At 69.2% G+C, this 17258-nt stretch carries 17 protein-coding genes; 9 read left to right on the top strand and 8 right to left on the bottom strand.

The genetic code is table 11. The annotated features are described in order from the left end of the window. Positions 1–135: 135 nt before the first annotated feature. Positions 136–705, top strand: coding sequence for a helix-turn-helix domain-containing protein (locus FHR32_RS07880; protein WP_184753690.1), 570 nt, complete (start codon positions 136–138; stop codon positions 703–705). 140 nt (positions 706–845) lie between these two features. On the opposite strand, the gene FHR32_RS07875 is transcribed toward FHR32_RS07880, so the two are convergent. Together FHR32_RS07875 and FHR32_RS07870 are read right to left on the bottom strand one after the other, a co-directional pair. Next, positions 846–1727, bottom strand: coding sequence for a hypothetical protein (locus FHR32_RS07875; RefSeq protein WP_221465307.1), 882 nt, complete (start codon positions 1725–1727; stop codon positions 846–848). 122 nt (positions 1728–1849) lie between these two features. Continuing rightward, positions 1850–3097 carry an FAD-dependent monooxygenase gene (locus FHR32_RS07870; protein ID WP_184753689.1) on the bottom strand — a complete coding sequence of 416 codons (1248 nt, stop codon included), beginning with the start codon at positions 3095–3097 and terminating at the stop codon, positions 1850–1852. 114 nt (positions 3098–3211) lie between these two features. Here FHR32_RS07870 and FHR32_RS07865 point away from each other — a divergent pair, with 114 nt between their 5' ends. Beyond that, positions 3212–3736 carry a TetR/AcrR family transcriptional regulator gene (locus FHR32_RS07865; RefSeq protein WP_184753688.1) on the top strand — a complete coding sequence of 175 codons (525 nt, stop codon included), beginning with the start codon at positions 3212–3214 and terminating at the stop codon, positions 3734–3736. A gap of 153 nt (positions 3737–3889) precedes the next feature. Here FHR32_RS07865 and FHR32_RS07860 read toward each other — a convergent pair whose 3' ends face one another. Beyond that, positions 3890–5134: an esterase-like activity of phytase family protein gene (locus FHR32_RS07860; RefSeq protein ID WP_184753687.1), complete on the bottom strand. Its 1245-nt coding sequence runs from the start codon at positions 5132–5134 to the stop codon at positions 3890–3892. Between the two features lie 364 nt (positions 5135–5498). Between FHR32_RS07860 and FHR32_RS07855 the strand changes: the two genes are divergently transcribed. Then, entirely contained in the window at positions 5499–7070 is a 1572-nt protein-coding gene (locus tag FHR32_RS07855) for an alkaline phosphatase PhoX (RefSeq protein ID WP_184753686.1), read from the top strand. A 277-nt stretch (positions 7071–7347) separates the two neighbouring features. On the opposite strand, the gene FHR32_RS07850 is transcribed toward FHR32_RS07855, so the two are convergent. Together FHR32_RS07850 and FHR32_RS07845 are read right to left on the bottom strand one after the other, a co-directional pair. Further along, complete coding sequence (locus FHR32_RS07850) at positions 7348–8262, bottom strand: IS982 family transposase (protein ID WP_184752293.1); 915 nt, start codon at positions 8260–8262, stop codon at positions 7348–7350. 144 nt (positions 8263–8406) lie between these two features. Then, the gene (locus tag FHR32_RS07845; protein WP_312882147.1) at positions 8407–9327 is read right to left on the bottom strand and encodes an ArsR/SmtB family transcription factor; all 921 of its coding nucleotides are present in this window, start codon (positions 9325–9327) and stop codon (positions 8407–8409) included. Here FHR32_RS07845 and FHR32_RS07840 point away from each other — a divergent pair. Continuing rightward, entirely contained in the window at positions 9223–9699 is a 477-nt protein-coding gene (locus tag FHR32_RS07840) for an aldo/keto reductase (protein ID WP_312882643.1), read from the top strand. The two genes, FHR32_RS07845 and FHR32_RS07840, sit on opposite strands and share 105 nt — an antisense overlap. A gap of 31 nt (positions 9700–9730) precedes the next feature. On the opposite strand, the gene FHR32_RS07835 is transcribed toward FHR32_RS07840, so the two are convergent. Both FHR32_RS07835 and FHR32_RS07830 read right to left on the bottom strand, forming a co-directional pair. Continuing rightward, entirely contained in the window at positions 9731–9895 is a 165-nt protein-coding gene (locus FHR32_RS07835) for a hypothetical protein (protein ID WP_184753685.1), read from the bottom strand. Positions 9896–10134: 239 nt separating this feature from the next. Further along, on the bottom strand, positions 10135–11028 hold the full coding sequence (locus FHR32_RS07830; protein WP_184753684.1) for a glutathione S-transferase family protein: 894 nt from the start codon (positions 11026–11028) through the stop codon (positions 10135–10137). Between the two features lie 375 nt (positions 11029–11403). On the opposite strand from FHR32_RS07830, the gene FHR32_RS07825 reads away from it, so the two are divergent. From FHR32_RS07825 to FHR32_RS07810, 4 genes are all read left to right on the top strand, one after another. Continuing rightward, positions 11404–12192 carry an ABC transporter ATP-binding protein gene (locus FHR32_RS07825; RefSeq protein ID WP_184753683.1) on the top strand — a complete coding sequence of 263 codons (789 nt, stop codon included), beginning with the start codon at positions 11404–11406 and terminating at the stop codon, positions 12190–12192. Between the two features lie 4 nt (positions 12193–12196). Then, entirely contained in the window at positions 12197–12718 is a 522-nt protein-coding gene (locus FHR32_RS07820; protein WP_184753682.1) for an NADPH-dependent FMN reductase, read from the top strand. 105 nt (positions 12719–12823) lie between these two features. Further along, positions 12824–13330 carry a flavin reductase family protein gene (locus FHR32_RS07815; RefSeq protein WP_184753681.1) on the top strand — a complete coding sequence of 169 codons (507 nt, stop codon included), beginning with the start codon at positions 12824–12826 and terminating at the stop codon, positions 13328–13330. Between the two features lie 111 nt (positions 13331–13441). Further along, complete coding sequence (locus tag FHR32_RS07810) at positions 13442–14977, top strand: serine/threonine-protein kinase (RefSeq protein WP_312882145.1); 1536 nt, start codon at positions 13442–13444, stop codon at positions 14975–14977. Between the two features lie 20 nt (positions 14978–14997). On the opposite strand, the gene FHR32_RS07805 is transcribed toward FHR32_RS07810, so the two are convergent. Then, positions 14998–16056 (bottom strand): NAD(P)H-dependent amine dehydrogenase family protein, encoded by a 1059-nt coding sequence (locus tag FHR32_RS07805; RefSeq protein ID WP_184753680.1) that lies wholly within the window; start codon positions 16054–16056, stop codon positions 14998–15000. A 217-nt stretch (positions 16057–16273) separates the two neighbouring features. Between FHR32_RS07805 and FHR32_RS07800 the strand changes: the two genes are divergently transcribed. Then, positions 16274–17170, top strand: coding sequence for an SDR family oxidoreductase (locus FHR32_RS07800; protein ID WP_184753679.1), 897 nt, complete (start codon positions 16274–16276; stop codon positions 17168–17170). Positions 17171–17258 lie beyond the last annotated feature (88 nt).

Below are 17258 nucleotides of genomic sequence, written 5' to 3'. Positions count from 1 at the left end.
CGCTGACTCCCTCACTGTCGGCGCCGGCTTGACGTAGACGAGCGCGCCCCCGTTCGGGCCGCCACTTGTCAACACGCCGCCAGGCGTGTGTTTTCCCAATTTTAGGAACGGTACCAGATATGGGATCGTAGATGGATGGACACCCTTGATCTGCTCCTGCACCCCGTCCGGCTGCGCATCGTGCACGCCATGTCCGGCGAGCGCACACGCACCACGTCCGACCTGTGCGCCGGCCTGCCCGATGTCCCCAAGACCACCGTGTATCGGCATGTCGGCCTGCTGGCCGAGGCGGGAGTGCTGGAGGTCGTCGACGAACAGCGCGTGCACGGCGCCGTCGAACGCCACTACCGGCTACGCCGGGAGCAGGCGAAAATCGACGCCGACGCGGCCGCGTCGATGTCCCTGAACGACCACCGTCATGGGTTCGCCGCGGCCATGGCCGCCCTGCTCGCCGAGTTCAACGCCTACCTCGACCGGGAGCACGCCGACCCGACCGCCGACTCGGTGTCCTACCGGCAGTTCCCGCTCTGGCTCAACCAGGACGAACTCGCCGGACTGATCAGCGAGATAAGCGGCGCCATCCTGTCCAGGATGGGCAACGAAGCCACCCCGGACCGCACCGCTCATCTGCTCGGCACGATCCTGTTTCCGATCGAGGAACCAGCGCGGCACAGGACGGACGGGTCGGCCGGCCACCGCCGGTGAGTTCGGATCCTGTCAGGCTCGGCCGAGGCGGTCGGAGGGACGCTCTCTCACCGGTATGTGAGGACGTTGGCCAGGCGAACCGGGTGTTGCTCGAACCAGGCCGCGGATTCCGCCGACCAGCGACCAGGTCATCCGGCCCTTCAGCCGCCGAAGGCGGGATACCCCGGCAAGGGGGGCACGTCCCATGCTCCGGCCACCTTGCTCAGCATCAGTCGCATGGTCTCCGCGAACGCCGGGAACTCCTCCAGCGTGCTCGCCATCTCCCAGCGGTGCCGGAGCACCTGGCGCATCGTCGGCACCGGTCGCCGCGTCCGGTGAATGGGCCTGTCCTCCTCCGCCACGCGAGGTAGCACCCACACCGTCGTGCTCACCGTCCAGGCGGCGATCGCCTGGCGAATCCCGGCTCGCCACACCGTGTCGTCGGCCAGCGCCGGATACGCCACGACGACCTCCTCGCGGTAGGCCTGCTCGATCTCCTCCGCCGGCTCCGACGGCAGGTTGTAGACGCACCAGCAGGTGGAGAAGGGCATCCGGCAGTACGCGGCCGTCAGGAAGACCGACTGGAAGCACGCGGACTCGAAGTCGAGCAGCCGCAGGCCGTCCGGGGTGAGCAGGTTGTTGTCGGGGCAGGTGTCGCCCGGGGTGAAGGCCGGATAATCGTCCTCACTCACCGCCTCGATCCGTGCCAGCTCCCCGGCCAGTTCCGGTGGCGCCGCGATTCCGGCTTCGGGGAGTAGGGTGAGCAGGCCGGCGGTGGTCCGTGCGAGCCACGGATCCTCCTCCCAGGACGGCGTGCCCCTGCCGTAGCCGGCCCACAACCGCGCGAGGTTGGCGCGCCGGTGCACCGACTCGGCGGTCCGGCAGCGCAGGACGGTGCTGCGCAGGCTGCCGCCCAGGTCGGCGGGGTTGGAGAGTTCGACGCCCGCCACCTCGCTCGCGGCGCGCAGGATCGCTTCCGCCGCCGGCGCATGGAGAGTCACGTCGGTGCGCACCTCGTCGGGGCGCGGGTCATCGGTGGACAACGAACATCTCCTCGGCGGGGACTGATCCGATTGGGCGCCGGCGTCTCATCCCACCGGCCGGAGCGCCGGCTGTCCACTCATTTTGGGGCGATGATCCATCCGGTCGTCAACGGTCCGGAAGGTCAGAGGTCAGGCGTCGTGACGCTCCTCATGACAGGTCCCTGCGGATAGTCCTTCAGCGTGATCTCGTCGTGCAGCCGCAGGCCCCTGCCGCCGAAATCGGCCAGGGTTCGGGCGATCGGCGTGGGGACATGGTTGATCAGCCGCACCGCCTGGATCAGGCCCCAGACGCCCAGGCGGGTGTCGGGGATGAGCCGTTTGGCGGCGCCGACGGCGAAGGTACGGCTGCGCCGTACGTAGTCGCCGATCTCCCGCTCGTAGGCCGGGAACGCCCGCGTGTGGTCGCCGCGGACCTCGGCCAGCTCACCGGCCAGGACGTAGGCGCCCACGACGGCCAGGCTGGTGCTGCCGCCGACCGCGGGGCCCGGGCAGTAGCCGGCGTCGCCGACCAGGCTCACCCGTCCCCGAGACCAGGTGTCCATGCGCAGCTGGGTGATGGAGTCGAAGTAGAACGTCGAGGCGCGGTCCAGCTCCTCGCCCAGCAGGCGGGGCACCTCCCAGCCCATCCCGGCGAACTGCCGGCGCAGCAGCTCCTTCTGGCGGTCGACGTCCCGGTGGTGGTAGCCGAGCTCGGCGGCGGGGCGGAACATGAAGACCGCGCGGGCGTCGTCCATGTGCGCCCCGCCGTACACCCCCACCATCCTGTTCACGCCCGTGATCCCGTCCATGCGGTCCCGCAGGCCCAGGTAGTTGGGTATCGACATGACCGCCAGGTAGGCGCCGATCCAGGTGGAGAAGCGCGACTCCTCGCCGAAGACCAGGCGCCGGACGTTGGAGTGCAGTCCGTCGGCCCCGATCACCAGGTCGAACCTGCGGGCGGGCCCCTGCTCGAAGGTGACGTCGACGCCGTCGGCGCTCTCGGCCATGGCGGCGATGGAGTCGCCGAAGAGGTATTCCACGTCGTGCCGGGTGGCTTCGTAGAGGATCTCGCCCAGGTCGTCCCGCATGATCTCGACGTGCCGGTCGGACACGACGCTCATCAGCCTGCCGATCTCCAGTTCGTGCAGGTGATCGCTGTTCTCCGAGCGGAACGCGAGCCACTCGGTGCCGGTCCTCTTGGCCTGGACCGGTGTGATCAGGCCCATCTTGTCGACGATGTCCATGGCCGGGTGGAACAGGTCGACCGCGTGTCCGCCCGCCTTGCGCAGCGCCGGGGCCCGCTCGACCACGGTGACGGCGAAGCCGTACCTGTTGAGCCAGTAGGCCAGGACGGGGCCGGCGACGCTGGCGCCGGAGATGAGGATCCGCATGTGCCGTCTCCTTACCTAACGGAAGGTAAATTACTTACTCAACGATAGGTAAGCATGGTTCATGGCGGGACGCAAGGAGTTACTTAACGATAGGTAAGCGCTACGCTTGGCCCCATGGTGAAGCCCTCGGACACCAGGACACGCATCCAGGCGGTCGCACGCGAGCTCTTCCTGGAGCAGGGCGTGCAGAACACCAGCCTGAAGCAGATCTCCGACCGGCTCGGCATCACCAAACCGGCCCTCTACTACCACTTCGATTCGAGGGACGACCTGGTCAGGAGCATCATCCAGCCGCTCATGGACGACCTGGAGGCGTTCGTGGCCGGGCGTGAGCCCGGAGACGTGCGGCGGCTGCTCGAAGACTACTTCGACCTCATCTGGCGGCACCGGGAGGTGATCGTGGCGGTGCTGCACACGCCCGCCGTGCTGGTCGAGCTCAATCTGATGGACCGGATGTGGGAGTGGCGCAAGCGGCTGACCACGCTCCTGCTCGGCCCCACTCCCACCACGGTCGCGCAGATCCACGCGACCGTGGCGCTCGGCGGCATGTCGGACTGCGTGGTGGAGCACGCCATCCTTCCGTTCGAGGAGGTCAAGGCCGCCGCCGTGGAAGCCGCGCTGACCGTTCTCGCCATCTGAACCGGTGGACGCCCTGACGGGGCGGCCGATGAGGCGGTGGGCGCCTTGATGGGGCGGCCGGGGCACGCCCTCCCGCAGGTCATCTGGAAGGAGGCGTCCCGGCCGCCCGCTGCCGTGGGCGACGGCTGAGGCCGGTCACTCCCGGCCGGGGAGTCAGTCCTGTGCGCTCCCGTTCCCGACCTTGCGGAGGCCGATGACGATCATCTCGGTGGCGTCCGTCTTGCCGGGAACGCGACCGGTGCTGTCCGGGAAGTTGTTGTCCTGCATGACGAGGATCCGGTTTCCCGGCAGGGGGAGGAGCGCCTCCACGGACTGGAGGGGGAATTTGAAGGGGTTGCCGAGACCGTAGCCTCCGGCCGGGTCGTGCGAACCGACGAGGGCGGGGTTGCGCAGGTTCAGCAGGTCGGCGACCTCGGTCTTGACGAGGAAGCCGTCTGCGTCGACGTGGCGCCGGTCGATGAGGTAGACGCGCTTGAAGGTGGCGGACGGGCCCTCGTCGTCCTCCCGCTCGATCAGGATGGCCCGGTTGGCGTCGAGGGACTGCATGTCGGCGATGCGGTAGTCCTCGCCGTCAGTCCGGTACTGCCAGGTGCGGCCGGTGTAGCGGTTCGCGCGGGTGTCGAACTCGTGGATGTAGCGCCGGAACCGGTTGTCGTCACCGGTCAGCGCCCCTTCCACCGCGGGGTAGAGGTAGCGCCCGTCGGGGGAGGAGGCGAGGGCCTCGTAACCGCGGCTGCTCGCCACCGTCGGCGTCTCGCCGTTCGCCGGGTTCGGGTTCTGCGGGGCCCTGAGCGTGGGGTGGGCGACCGGCGCCTGGAGCAGCTTTCCGGTGCGGTCGAAGTGCAGGAGGAACGGGCCGAACTCGTCGCCGATCCACATCGACCCGTCGGGCACCCGGGTCGCCGACTCGACGTCGAAGTCGCCGCCGGTGAGCAGCCGGTCCGCGGTGCCGTCGTTGACGATCGGGAAGGGAATCTTGTGGTCCGGGTCGCGGAGCGAGATGAAGCGGCCCACGTCGACGGTTCCGGCGCCACCGCGTGCCGTCTCCCAGCGCGGCGTGAAGTGGTACAGCCGCAGCAGGAAGTCGACCGAGTTGCCCTTCGTGCCGAACCCGTTGTCCGGCATGGCCCAGTAGGAGCCGTTGTCGGCGGGGAGCACGGAGGAGATGCCCATGACGACCTGGCTGGGGTAGGGCGGGGTCATGCCGTTGTTGGGGTCGCTGAAGGCGCCGGTGGCCGGGCCGGGGGCCAGCGTGTAGGCGGGGAGCGTGGCACGGGCCAGCAGGGTCGCGTCGGCGGGGTCGCCGGCGGGGGACTGGGCCTGAACCGCGGCGAGCGCGGGCGAGCCGACCAGCGCGATCACTGCGGCGGCCAGGAGAGCGAGTGGGCGATACCGCATATTTCCCCCAAAGGGTTGAATCGTCATCAATGAGGCGTGTGTCCGCTGGATCAAATCGGCCGATCGTTAACTGCCGTCGCGGGCCGGATGGCGAGCAGACGTAGTGTGGGCGAAATGCCGACGGCGTCCGGGGGAACGGCGACGAGATCTGTCCATCGGTGGGATGGTCACGGGGTGCTTCGGAGCCGGTTCGCGACGCCGTCCCGGCGTGGAGGCTCACCCCGCCCTCCGGGCGCGGCGCACGCACGTGTTCGAAGGGTGTTCACCCGCCCACCCTCGGAAGTTCAGGAATGCCGTTTCTGGCATCCCTAAAGTCACATCGGCCTCAAAATAGGCCATGAGACACGAAAACCGGAGGAAGCTCGTGCAGTCTCCTACACTGCGCATCACCGTTGTGGGCGCGACGGCTGTCATCGCCTCGCTGGCGGCATCGGGGGCCGCCGTCGCAGCCCCTCAGCCGTCCGTTTCGACCGGCCCCTCGACCGCGGTGGCTCCGTACGTCCTGCCCGTCGCCAAGAACGTCGGCGTCACCTCTCTGTTCACCGTCGGTGACAAGCCCGCCGAGGACGGCGGACGGATGGTGGGCATCCCTGACGGCCTGGGCGCCTACTCCGACGGCCAGGACCTCGGGCTGTACATGAACCACGAGCTGGGCGCGACGTCGGGGATCGTACGCGCGCATGGCCAGAAGGGTTCCTTCGTCGCGAAGCTCGAGATCGACGCTCGGACGGGGAAGGTCAAGAGCGCGTCGGATCTCATCACCTCCGTGCGCTACTGGGACTACGCGCAGCGGACCTGGGCGAACGCTCCCGTGGCGCCGCAGGGAGCGGCTTCCGGCACGCACCTCGCGGCCTTCGCCAGGTTCTGCTCCGGCTACCTCGCCCCGGCCGGCCTGTTCGGCGGCACTCCGACCGGTAACGGCTACGACGGTCGTATCTACTTCGCCAACGAGGAGAACGGCGACGAGGGCCGTGTCTTCGGCGTCACCGACGACGGCGTCGCCACCCAGCTTCCGCGCCTGGGCCTGCACTCCTGGGAGAACACCCTCGCCGCAGCCAACAAGAGCGACACGACCCTCGTCGTGGGGACGGAGGACGACGGCTCCGGCCAGCTGTGGATCTACACCGGGCGCAAGCAGTCCAAGGGTTCGGCGGTCGAGAAGGCCGGCCTGACCAACGGCACGCTGAACGTGCTCGACGTCGCCGGCCACGCCGCCGCCACCGACGCGCAGTTCCGCGCCGCGTACGGCAAGGGCAAGCCCGTCAAGGTCGGGTTCAACGAGATCGACTCGGCCGTGAACGGCAAGCAGCAGAACGCCGAGGCGGCGAAGTCGGGCCTCACCCTCACCAGGGTCGAGGACGGCGCCTTCGACCCGCGCCACCCGAACGACTTCTACTTCACGACCACCTCGGGCGGCGGCACCACCCCGAACCCCGCCGAGCCCGGCGTCTCCCGTGACGGCGGTGGCCTGTGGCGGCTGCGGTTCGCCGACATCGAGCACCCGGAGCGGGGCGGCACCCTCACCCTGCTGCTCGACGGCAGCGAGTCGCCGTACCTGAACATGCCCGACAACATCACGATCGACCAGCAGGGCAACCTGCTCATCCAGGAGGACCCGGGCAACAACGCGCACGTCGCGCGGGTCCTGGCCTACCGGATCGCCGACGGCGCGCGTGGCGTGGTCGCGCAGTTCGACCCCGCGCAGTTCGCCCCCACCGCCGACCCCGCCTCCTTCCTGACCCAGGACGAGGAGTCCAGCGGAATCATCCCCGACCCGCGGGCTCCGCACTCCTTCCTGCTCGTCGCCCAGGTCCACACCAAGAAGGGCCTGCCCACCGGAACCGGTCAGGGAACGGTGGAGGAGTACGGCGAGCGCGGCCAGCTGCTCCAGCTGAACGTGGGGTCGTGGGGCCAGGTCTACACCGACAAGGGCTGACACCCGCAGCTTTCCCTGTGCCGCCGTCCCATACGGCCCGCGCGAGGGGGAGGTGGGCCCCTCCCGGACAGACCTTGAGCTTGCTCCGGTCGTTCGGGAGGGGCCGCGCCTTTTCCGCCGTCGTAACGGTTCGCGAATGCGGTGAATGCGGCCTACTGCCTCCGTTCGGAGCCGGCCTTCGCGCTTCTTCCCAGGAGCGCGCGGCAGACCGGGGCCAGGGCGGTTACAAGGGGACGGCCGAATACTCGATGATTGAGTCCAAGGGCTTCGGTCACAGTTAGTGGTCGTAGGCGATCAGGGATCGCTTGATCGGTTGTCCAGTCTTGTCGTTGTGCCAGATTGCGGCGGTCAGTGCCAGGATCCGTGTCAGTACGCGGATGATGACGCCAGCAGGAGTACGGGCACCGTGTCGTTCCAGGTCGAGCTGGCCCTTGAAGGTCTGGTTGATCGACTCGATGGTCTGCCGCAACGGCTTGAACAAGCGTGCTCCGGCCCGCTCGGGCTCACCCTTGCGGGCTGGGCGCAGCAGCCTCAGGTCACGCTCGGTGAGGGCCTGCTCGAAGGCGCGGCCGTAGTAGTTCTTGTCCGCGATGATCGTCTGACCGGGACGGGCGGCCACCATCTCGGGTGCCGAATCCAGCATCCCGAGCAGGGTCTCGCGCTCGTCGGCCTTGGCGCCGGTGAGCGCGAACGCCATCGGCAGCCCGCCCAGGGTGCACAACAGGTGCAGCCGCAATCCCCAGAAGTACCGCGAGTGGGACGCGCAGTAGCCGTACTGCGCCCACCCGGCCAGATCGCTGCGCTTGGCCGTCTCCCGGGATCGGCCGCACTCCACCGGCGTGGAGTCGACCAGCCACACGTCGTCGCTCCACAGCGAGGTGTCGGCGGCCAGCATCCTGATCATGTGCAGGACCAGGCCGGACGCTTTGCGTAGCCGCTTTCCGTACCCGGACTGCCCGGGCAGGTAAGGAAACATGTCCCTCAGTTCGGTGTGGGCATAGCGCACCCAGCGCCGCTCGGAGGTGAAGCCCAGCAGAGCCGACATCACCGCCAGTGTCACGAGTTCGGCGTCGCTGAGGGCGGGTGCGATCCCCGTTTTCGGCCGCCATGGCAGCAGGTCCGGCGATGCCTTCACCGCGTCGTCGATCTTGACATAGAGTGCGGTTGCGAGGGTGTTCAGTTCTGTCGTCACAAACGGATCTTGAACGCCCTCGCCCTATTTTCGCAGGCGATCCCTTGGACTCAATCGTCTCGTTGGTGAACGGCCACGCGGACCTGGCCTGGTCCTACCGGACCCGCTGGAGGAGAGCCGCAGGATCGCCGGGCTCATCGCCTGCTACCAGTCGAAGTCGATCTCTCGGGGAAGGTCCCGGTTCCGTGGGAACTCGATGTCATCGTCCCAGTCAGGGTCGGCGAGAAGGAACTGCTTGAAGTCGGGAGCGTCACCTTTGAGGCGGCGGTATTCGGCGACGGAGGTGCGGGCGTAGAGCACCGAGCGGCCGGCTCGGTGCGCGCTGACCAGGCCCGCGTCGCGCAGCGCGGTGAGGTACTGGGACACCCCGGCCGGGGAGAGCCCCGTACGGTGGGCCAGCTCGGTGGTGGAGGCCGGAGTCTCCAGTTCGGTCAGCAGCAGGGTCCGCGAGCGGCCGAGTACGGCGGCGATGGCGTCGGTCCCGGTGATGGTCCGGGGTTCCCGCAGCGAGCCGACACCGCGCGCCGGGTAGGCCAGTTGCGGCGGCTCCGGTGGCGTCACCCGGGTGAGCGGGCCGGGTCCGGTGAAAGCCGAGGGAATCAGCAGCAGCCCTGCACCCGCCGTCTTCCGGGACAGGGTCCGCGATCGGGGGCCGAGACGTCCCTGCTCGTGCTCCATGCGGTCAAGGTCCTGGCGTACCCGTGCGACGGGAGCGGCCAGGATCCCGGCCAGCTCCTCCGCCAGTGTGGGGGCCGGCCCGATGGGTGCCGGGTTGAGGAAGTCGGGAACGTAACCCGAGGGTGGGATCAGCTCGGCGAGCCAGCCCCGGTCCAGCCCGGCGGCTGCCACCCGTGGCCGTACCTGCTCGAGCCAGGGCCGGTGCACGGGATGCGCGGAGCCGGATCTCAGCAGCCGGAAGCTGGTCCCGGCCTCCCACATCGGTGAGACGGCGAACCGCATCTGTGCGAGATCTCTGACCTGTCGGGTAGGTGGCTCCCCCATGCCACCGCGGAGCAGCTGCGCGGCCAGGCCGAGGAGAACCTGCGTCAGCTCGGCCGTGACCACCTCGACGTGGTGAACCTGCGCGTCCTCGGAACCGATTCGATCGCCGAGCGTTTCGGCGCACCGGCCCACCTGCGCGACGCCGGGCTCATCCGCCACCTGGGCATCTCCAACGTCCACCCCGAACAGCTCGCTGAGGCTCGGGCCATCGCGCCAGTGGTCTGCGTGCAGAACCAGTACGGCATCGGCGCGCGGCCCGAGCAGGACGCATTTCTGCGCACCTGCGGTGAGCAGGGCATCGCGTTCGTGCCGTTCTATTCGATCGCCGGTGCCGGCAACCCGGATCACCTGGTGGCGAACGTGGCCGCCGGCGCACTGCGCCTCTCCGAGGACGACCTGGCCGTCCTGGACTCCCTCCACCGGGGCGGAGCATGAGCGAAAGAATCCGGCTACCGGTACGGGCGGGTCAATCGATGGCGGCGAGGTTGACGACCACCTGCTTGCCGCCGAGGTCGTAGCTGAGCAGGTGCAGGGTGGTGTAGTCGATGTAGGGGAGGTGTAGTCCGTCTTGGGCGGCGGGACGAAGTCGACCAGTTTCCTGGCCGTGCCGGACGCGAGGTCGTAGGACCACAGCACGGGCCGGTCGGCGCTGTTCCCCTTCCCGGTCCTGGCCGGCAGCGTCCCGTCGTCGAGGAACAACTCCGGCTGGAAGCTCTGGCCGTTGGGCAGCTTCTTCGGCACGGTGTGCACCGCGTGCGGCCATACCTTCGCCACCGGCGGCGCGGTGGCGGGGGCCGGGGGGCGCGGAGTCTTCGCCGCAGGGGCGGCGCGGTGGGAGAACACGTTCTGGACTTGGAGCCGTCCGGACCGTCAGCCCGCGGTCCAGTCGAGCTCCGGGCCCCGCGGCACGATCCGGCTGGGATTGATGTTGGTCTGCGTCATGAAGTAGTGCCGCTTGATGTGGTCGAAGTCGGTCGTGTCGTGGAAGGCGGGGATGGCGTACAGACTGCGGGCGTAGGCCCACAGGGCGGGGTAGTCGGTCAGGCGCCTGATCGCGCACTTGAAGTGGGAGTGGTAGACCGCGTCGAACCTGGCGAGCGTCGGGTAGAGCCGGACGTCGCTCTCGGTGAGCATGTCTCCGTGCAGGTAGCTGTGGGTGGCGAGCCGTTCCTCCAGCAGATCGAGCGTGTCGAAGACCGCGGTGACCGCCTCGTCGTAGGCCTCCTGGGAGGTGGCGAACCCCGCCTTGTAGACGCCGTTGTTGAGCCCGTCGAAGATCACCTCGTTCAGGGCGTCGATCTCTCCGCGCAGCTCGACGGGGTAGAGGTCGGGGGCGTCCTGGGCGTGCCAGGGGGCGAAGGCGGTCTCCAGGGTGAGCGTGATCTGCGGGTAGTCGTTGGTGACCAGGCGCTTGGCCGTACGGTCCCAGACGCAGGGGACCGTGTAGCGGCCCTGGTAGTCGGGGTCGGTGGCCAGGTAGAGCTCCGAGAGGTACTCCACGCCGGTGACCGGGTCGCTCCCCGGGACGCGCCAGCCCTTCTCGTCCCTGATCGGGTCCACGATCGTCGCGCCGACGATGTCCTGGAGGCCGAGAAGTTCGCGCACGATGAGCGAGCGGTGGGCCCAGGGACAGGCGTAGGAGGCGTAGAGCTGATAGCGGCCCGGCTCGGGCGGGTGCTCGCCACCCGCCTCGATGCGCGCGGTGAACCGGTTCGGCTGCCGGACGAAGCGTCCGGCGTCGGAGATCTCACGTCCCAGCTTCATCGTTCGACCGTACGCCACCCGCAGTGGAATGTGATTCGGTTCAGGATGCACAATCGGGGGTGTGGTGTCGATGAACAGAGCGCGGGGTAGCGGGACCTCCATGGCGGAGAGCCGTCCGTCCGTGTCTGCCCGATCATTTCATGTAAAACAAGTAGGGAATATTGACTTAGGGCCGAGCGGTGCGTAACTTCTCCCATATGGGCCTCTATCTGACCCGGTGTGCACATGTCGACTTCTGTCGAGTGTCCAGCACCCAGTGTCCGTGATCACGAACCGACCCCACCCCGTCCCTCCCCATTCTTCAGGACGTCTCTCGTGATCAAGATCAGACCTGTCCCTCTCCCCACGTCGCCGCCCCAGAGTCCGAACACCACGATGAAGATCCAGATCCAGGGGGTGGGTAAGCGGTTCCGCGTCCGCGACGCGGACCGGCCGTTCACCGCCCTCGACGACGTCAACCTCGACGTGCGGACCGGGGAGTTCCTCACCCTGGTCGGGCCGAGCGGTTGCGGCACGTCCACCCTGCTCGGCCTGCTCGCCGGGCTGGCCGAGCCGACCAGTGGCCGGATCCTCCTGGACGGGGCCCCGGTCGACGGACCCGGCCCGAGCCTGGGGATCGTCTTCCAGCAGGACACGCCGTCCCCCCGGCGTACGGCGCTGCCCGGCGCCGGTTCCGGGCCGGGGGCGGAAGCCGTACCGAGGAGGAAGAGGAAGGAGCGGGCCAGGTCCTATCTGGAGCTGGTGGGGCTGCGCGAACTCTCCGGCGGCACGCGCCGGCGCGCGGCCTTGGCCCGGAGCCTCGCCGCCGGTCCGGATGTGCTGCTGATGGACGATCCGTTCGCCGCGCTGGACCGGCGGACCCGTGAGCCGCTCCAGGAGGAGCTGCTGCGGATCTGGCAGGAGACCGGCAAGACCATCGTGTTCGTCACCCGTGACATCGACGAGGCCGTCTATCTCGGCCGGCGGATCGCAGTCGTGACGCCCCGGCCCGGCCGGATCAAGGGGATCGTCGACGTCGCGTTCGACTCCCGTGAGGGCGACCTGCGGGCCGGTGCGCGCTTCGCCGAGTATCGCCGTGAGGTGTGGTCGCTGCTCCGTGCCGAGGACGGAGACCGCACATCGCGTCAGAACGATGAATCCCGTTCCGAGCAGAAGGCGCCGTGACCTCATGAGCATCGTGACAGTGGTGGGCAACCCGCGAGCCGGGTCGCGCACATACGAGGTGGCCGTCCAGGCCACACAGGCCATCGCCACGCGGATCGGCCGCGAGGAGCCGTCCGAGGTCGTCGACCTGGCCGCCCTCGCGCCCGTGCTGCTGGCACCGGAGACGTCGTCCGCCGTGGAGGCCGCCCTGGAGCTGGTCACCCAGGCGAGCGTGCTGGTGGTGGCGAGCCCGACCTACAAGGGCACCTACACCGGCCTGCTCAAGGCCTTCCTCGACCGGGTGCGGGGCGGTGCGCTGGCCTCGACCGTCGCGCTGCCGCTGCTGGTGATGGGGGACGCGCGACACGCCCTGGCGGTGGAGGTCCACTTCCGGCCGCTCCTGGTCGAGCTGGGCGCGACGGTCCCCACGCCGGGCCTGGCCGTCCTGGAATCGGAGCTCCACGACCTCGAAACCGTCCTCGGCCGCTGGGCCGACCGGGTCGGTCCTCAGGTCGCCGCGGCACTCAGGGAAGGGGCTCCGGCGTGATGTCGGGAAGAGATGGGGTTATGAATGGGTTGCCGACCATAAGCGTGTTTCATGCCGCTGAGGAGGAAAAGTGATCGGGCGGAGCGAGTCACCGGGCGGAGAGTCATGACCGAGACCCTGCACGGCCGGGCGGTCGACGCCGAGCGGTTCCGGCAGGCGCTGGCCGTCCACGCCGCCGGCGTGGTCGTGATCACAGCCCAGACCGACGGGGTCCCGGTCGGCCTGACGGCCACCTCGTTCTCCTCGGTCAGTCTCGCGCCCCCGCTGGTCTCCTTCTATGTCGACCAGTCCTCGACCACCTGGCCCTGGCTCCGCCAGGCCGACCACTTCGCGGTGAACGTCCTGTCGAGTGACCAGTCCGAGCTGGCCGCCCGCTTCGCCCGCAAGGGCGTCGACCGCTTCGCCGCCCCCACCTCCTGGCGCCCCGGTCCCCTGGGCGTGCCCCTCCTGGGCGGCGTGTCCGCCCAGCTGATCTGCGCCCCCCACTCCACCGTCGGCATAGGCGACCACATTCTCGTCGTCGGCCTCGTCACCGAGACCAACCTCGAACCCGGCAGCCGCCCTCTCCTCTACCACCAGGGCCGCTTCGGCCGCTTCGCCCCCCACCCCTGATCCGGCGGGGAGCGCCTCCCGAGGGGACCGGGTGGCGGGCTGTCGCTCTCTCCTCACCCGGAATGATGTCCCGCGGCGAAACCCGCGAGATCGTTCGAGCGTCCAACAACCGTGGTCCTCGCTTCCGGTGATCCCGAACGGGTCGGTCCTTACAAGGTGCTCAGCCGTCTCGGCGGTGGGGGCATGGGCACCGTCTATCTCGGAGAGGACGCCGAAGGCCGTCACGTCGCGATCAAGGTGATCAATCGGGGGCTCGCCCATCGGGAGGAGTTTCGCCGCCGCTTCCGCCGGGAGGTCGAGGCGGCTCGCAGCGTGAGGCGTTTCTGTACCGCGGCGGTCCTGGACGCCTGTCTCGACGGGGACGAGCCGTACGTCGTCACCGAGTATGTCCCCGGACCCACCCTGGGAGCGGCGGTGAGTGCGGAAGGGCCGCTCGACGGTTCCAGTCTGGAGACACTCGCGGTCAACGTGGCGACGGCACTCGCGGCCATTCACGCGGCCGGCATCGTGCACCGTGATCTCAAGCCGGCCAACGTGCTGCTCTCCTCCGCCGGCCCCCTGGTCATCGATTTCGGCATCGCCCGCATCCTTGGCGACCTCGACGAGCTGACCGAGACGGGCGGTGTCGTGGGCACCCCTCACTACCTGGCCCCCGAGCTGTTGCGCGGTGAGCCGGTGACACCTCTCTGTGACGTGTACTCATGGGGATGTCTGCTGGTCTTCGCCGCGACGGGGCGGCCGCCCTTCGAGGGGGAAACCGTCGCCGCCCTGCTCCACCGGGCGTTGTACGACGAACCGCGGCTCGACGGCCTGGAGCCCGCGCTGCGTGAGGTGGTCGCGGCCGCGCTGGACAAGGACCCGGCCGCCCGGCCATCGGCCGAGGCGCTGCTGCGCATGCTCACCGGAGCGGAGAGCCCCACCGCTCCCTCGCGGCGGGCCCGGCGTTTTACGGGGCGCCGCGTACTGGTCTCCGTCTTCGGCGTACTGGCCGTGTCCGGTATCGCCGCCTGGTCCGTGTACGGGTTGGCAGGCCGGGGGACCACCGGCGCATCTGACATGTCCCCGACGCCGGGAACCGAGGACATGATCACACCGGAACCGGTGGCCGGGACCCCGACGCCCGCTCCGGTGCGCAGTCCGGTGGGCCGGGGGGAGGTCTGGGTGACAGGACCGGGCTGCTCCGGTGACGCGGTGCACAAATTCTGGGCGAACCCGGGCGGGGGCGAGGGGTGGAAACCCATCCGAGGAGGCTGGAACCGGGACGGTTGCGACCAGAGCGCCCTCTCCACCACGCTGTCCGGCAGCGAGAAATGGAATGAGACCGCATCCTGGTACGTCCTGCCAGGCCCGGGCAGTAGCTGTGCCCTGGAGCTCTACGTCCCCGACGACCCCAGGGCGGCCGGCACCGCTGTCTTCTACGTGACCAGCGCGACCCAGGAGTACGAGTCGAAGCTCGGCTACAGCGCGATCGACCAGGCGGCCCACCGGGGCCGGTGGGTGATGCTGGGCACGTTCGACACCGAGTCCGGCGACTTCTTCGTCAACTTCATCAACTCCTCGTCCGCCAAGGGGCGGGAGAGCTCCGGCCCCCGCCCGGCCAAGCCGGTGGCGCTCTCCGCGATGCGTGCCACCTGCCGGCCCGCCTGACCCGGGAGGCTGGCCGCCGGTCAGGCGAGGCGGACGGTGCCGCGGCCGGTGGCGAGGGGGAGGTCGAGGAGGGTGCGGACGCCCGGCGGGGCGGCGCAGAGAGCGGCCACCGAGTTGACGGCGTGGTTCGCGGCACCGGCGAGACCGTGGGACATCTCATCGACGGTGAGCGTCATCTGGGGGACGCCCTCGATGTGGATGGTGAAGCCGGGGTCCGGCCAGCGACGGACCTTGGTGGCGTCGGCTTTGTAGACGCACTCCACGGTCATGAACGGCCGGCCGCGGACGAGGCCGGTGAACGTCCAGCGGGACGCGCACACGGTGTCGACGCCGACCACCCCCGCGGCGATCTCGAACTCCTCGGAGGCGAGCTCGAACTCGTCGCTCTCCTCGACCTGGTCGAGGGTCACGTCGAGTGCTCCGGCCACGAACTGGACGCTCTCGGCGAACAGCGAGCGCTGGAAGGCACGGAACGGGCGCACCGCGCCGGCGTAGTCCTTGGCCGAGAGGGTGAAGCCGAACAGGTCGACCACGATCTGGCGGGACGGGTGCCCCCGGAAGTCGGAGGACTCGCGGACGTAGACGTGGTCGATCCGGCTGGACAGCCCGGTCAGGGCGAGGGGGAGTATGTCGCTCATGAAGCCGGGGTTGATGCCGGTGCCGTGCAGTGAGGCGCCCCCCGCCCGGCAGGCGGACTCCAGGCGTTCCACCACGCCGGGGCCGTAGCACTGGGGATACACGAACCCGGTGGTGGTGACGACGTTCTTGCCCGAGCCGAGCAGGGCGCAGATCGTCTCGACGTCGCTCGGATGGTCGCCGCCGAAGTAGGACGCCGGCAGCGGCATGTGCAGCACGCAGTCGGCCTCCATGGCGAGGATCGCCTCGACGTCGTCGGTGCAGACGACGCCCGTCTCGGGGAGCCCGACGAGCGAGCCGGCGTCCTTGCCGACCTTGTCCGGGTCGTAGACGAGCACTCCGACGAGATCGAAATCGGACCGGGTGATCAGCGCGCGCAGGGAGTATCGGCCAACGGCGCCGGTCGCCCATTGGATCACTCGGAGGGGCGGAGATGAGGGCATGCTTTGCCTCCAGCCCGGGGCTTGGGGCGGGGCCGTGCTGGGAGGAGTGTCGTCGTTGACCCTCGCCCTGTTCGGGGCCGAAACTTTAGCAGAAATCCATACGCTCGATCACTATCCGCGACGATTCGACAGCCTGTCGTCTCCGTCGATGGTCCTTCGGGAGGCGGCGGGCTATTGTTCAAGAAAAATAGAACTATGTTCTCGTGGGAGAGTGCGGATGTCAGAGCTGCGGTTTGACGGCAGGGTCGCGGTCATCACCGGTGCCGGGCATGGTCTCGGCCGCTCACACGCGTTGTCGCTGGCCGAGCGCGGCGCCAAGGTGGTCGTCAACGACCTGGGCGGGGCGCTGGACGGCACGGGCGCCTCCACCGGCCCGGCCGCCGACGTGGTCGAGCTGATCAACAAGAACGGCGGCGAGGCGGTCGCCAACACCGACAACGTCGCGACGCCGGAGGGCGCCAAGGCGATCGTGCGGACCGCGATCGACGCCTTCGGGCGGCTGGACGTCGTCGTCAACAACGCCGGCATCCTGCGCGACAAGTCCTTCGGCAAGATGAGCGTCGAGGAGTTCGACCAGGTTCTCGCCGTCCACGTGCGGGGCTCCTTCCTGGTGAGCCACGCCGCCTTCCCCTACCTCAAGGAGCAGGGCTACGGCCGCATCGTCAACACCTCCTCGCCCGCCGGGCTGTTCGGCAACTTCGGCCAGGCCAACTACTCGACGGCGAAGATGGGACTGGTCGGCCTGACCAAGACGCTCGGCATCGAGGGCGCCAGGGCCGGGATCAAGGCCAACGCGATCGCGCCGATCGCCTGGACCCGGATGACCGAGGCGCTGCTGCCGGCGGAGTTCGAGGCCAAGTTCACCGCGGAGCGGGTCAGCACGCTGGTGACGTTCCTGGCGCACGAGGCCTGCGAGGCCAGCGGGGAGGTCTTCAGCGTCGGGGCCGGCCGGATCGCCCGGGTGTTCGTGGCCGAGGGGCCGGGCTGGCGGCAGGACGATCACACCGTGGAGGACATCCGGGACAACTGGCAGGCCATCATGGCCGAGCAGCCCTACCTGACCCCCACCACGCTCGGCCAGCAGGCCACCGCCTCCATGAAGGCCATGCTCTGACCGTCTGACCGCGGGAAAGGGCGTCCTCACAGGTGAGGGCGCCCTTTCTGGTTGCCGGGAGCCATGCGGGACCGGCCGGCTCGCTCCG

It is taken from the genome of Streptosporangium album, from assembly GCF_014203795.1.
Classification (GTDB): Bacteria; Actinomycetota; Actinomycetes; order Streptosporangiales; family Streptosporangiaceae; genus Streptosporangium; species Streptosporangium album.
This window is presented reverse-complemented; position numbering and strand designations above follow the sequence as displayed.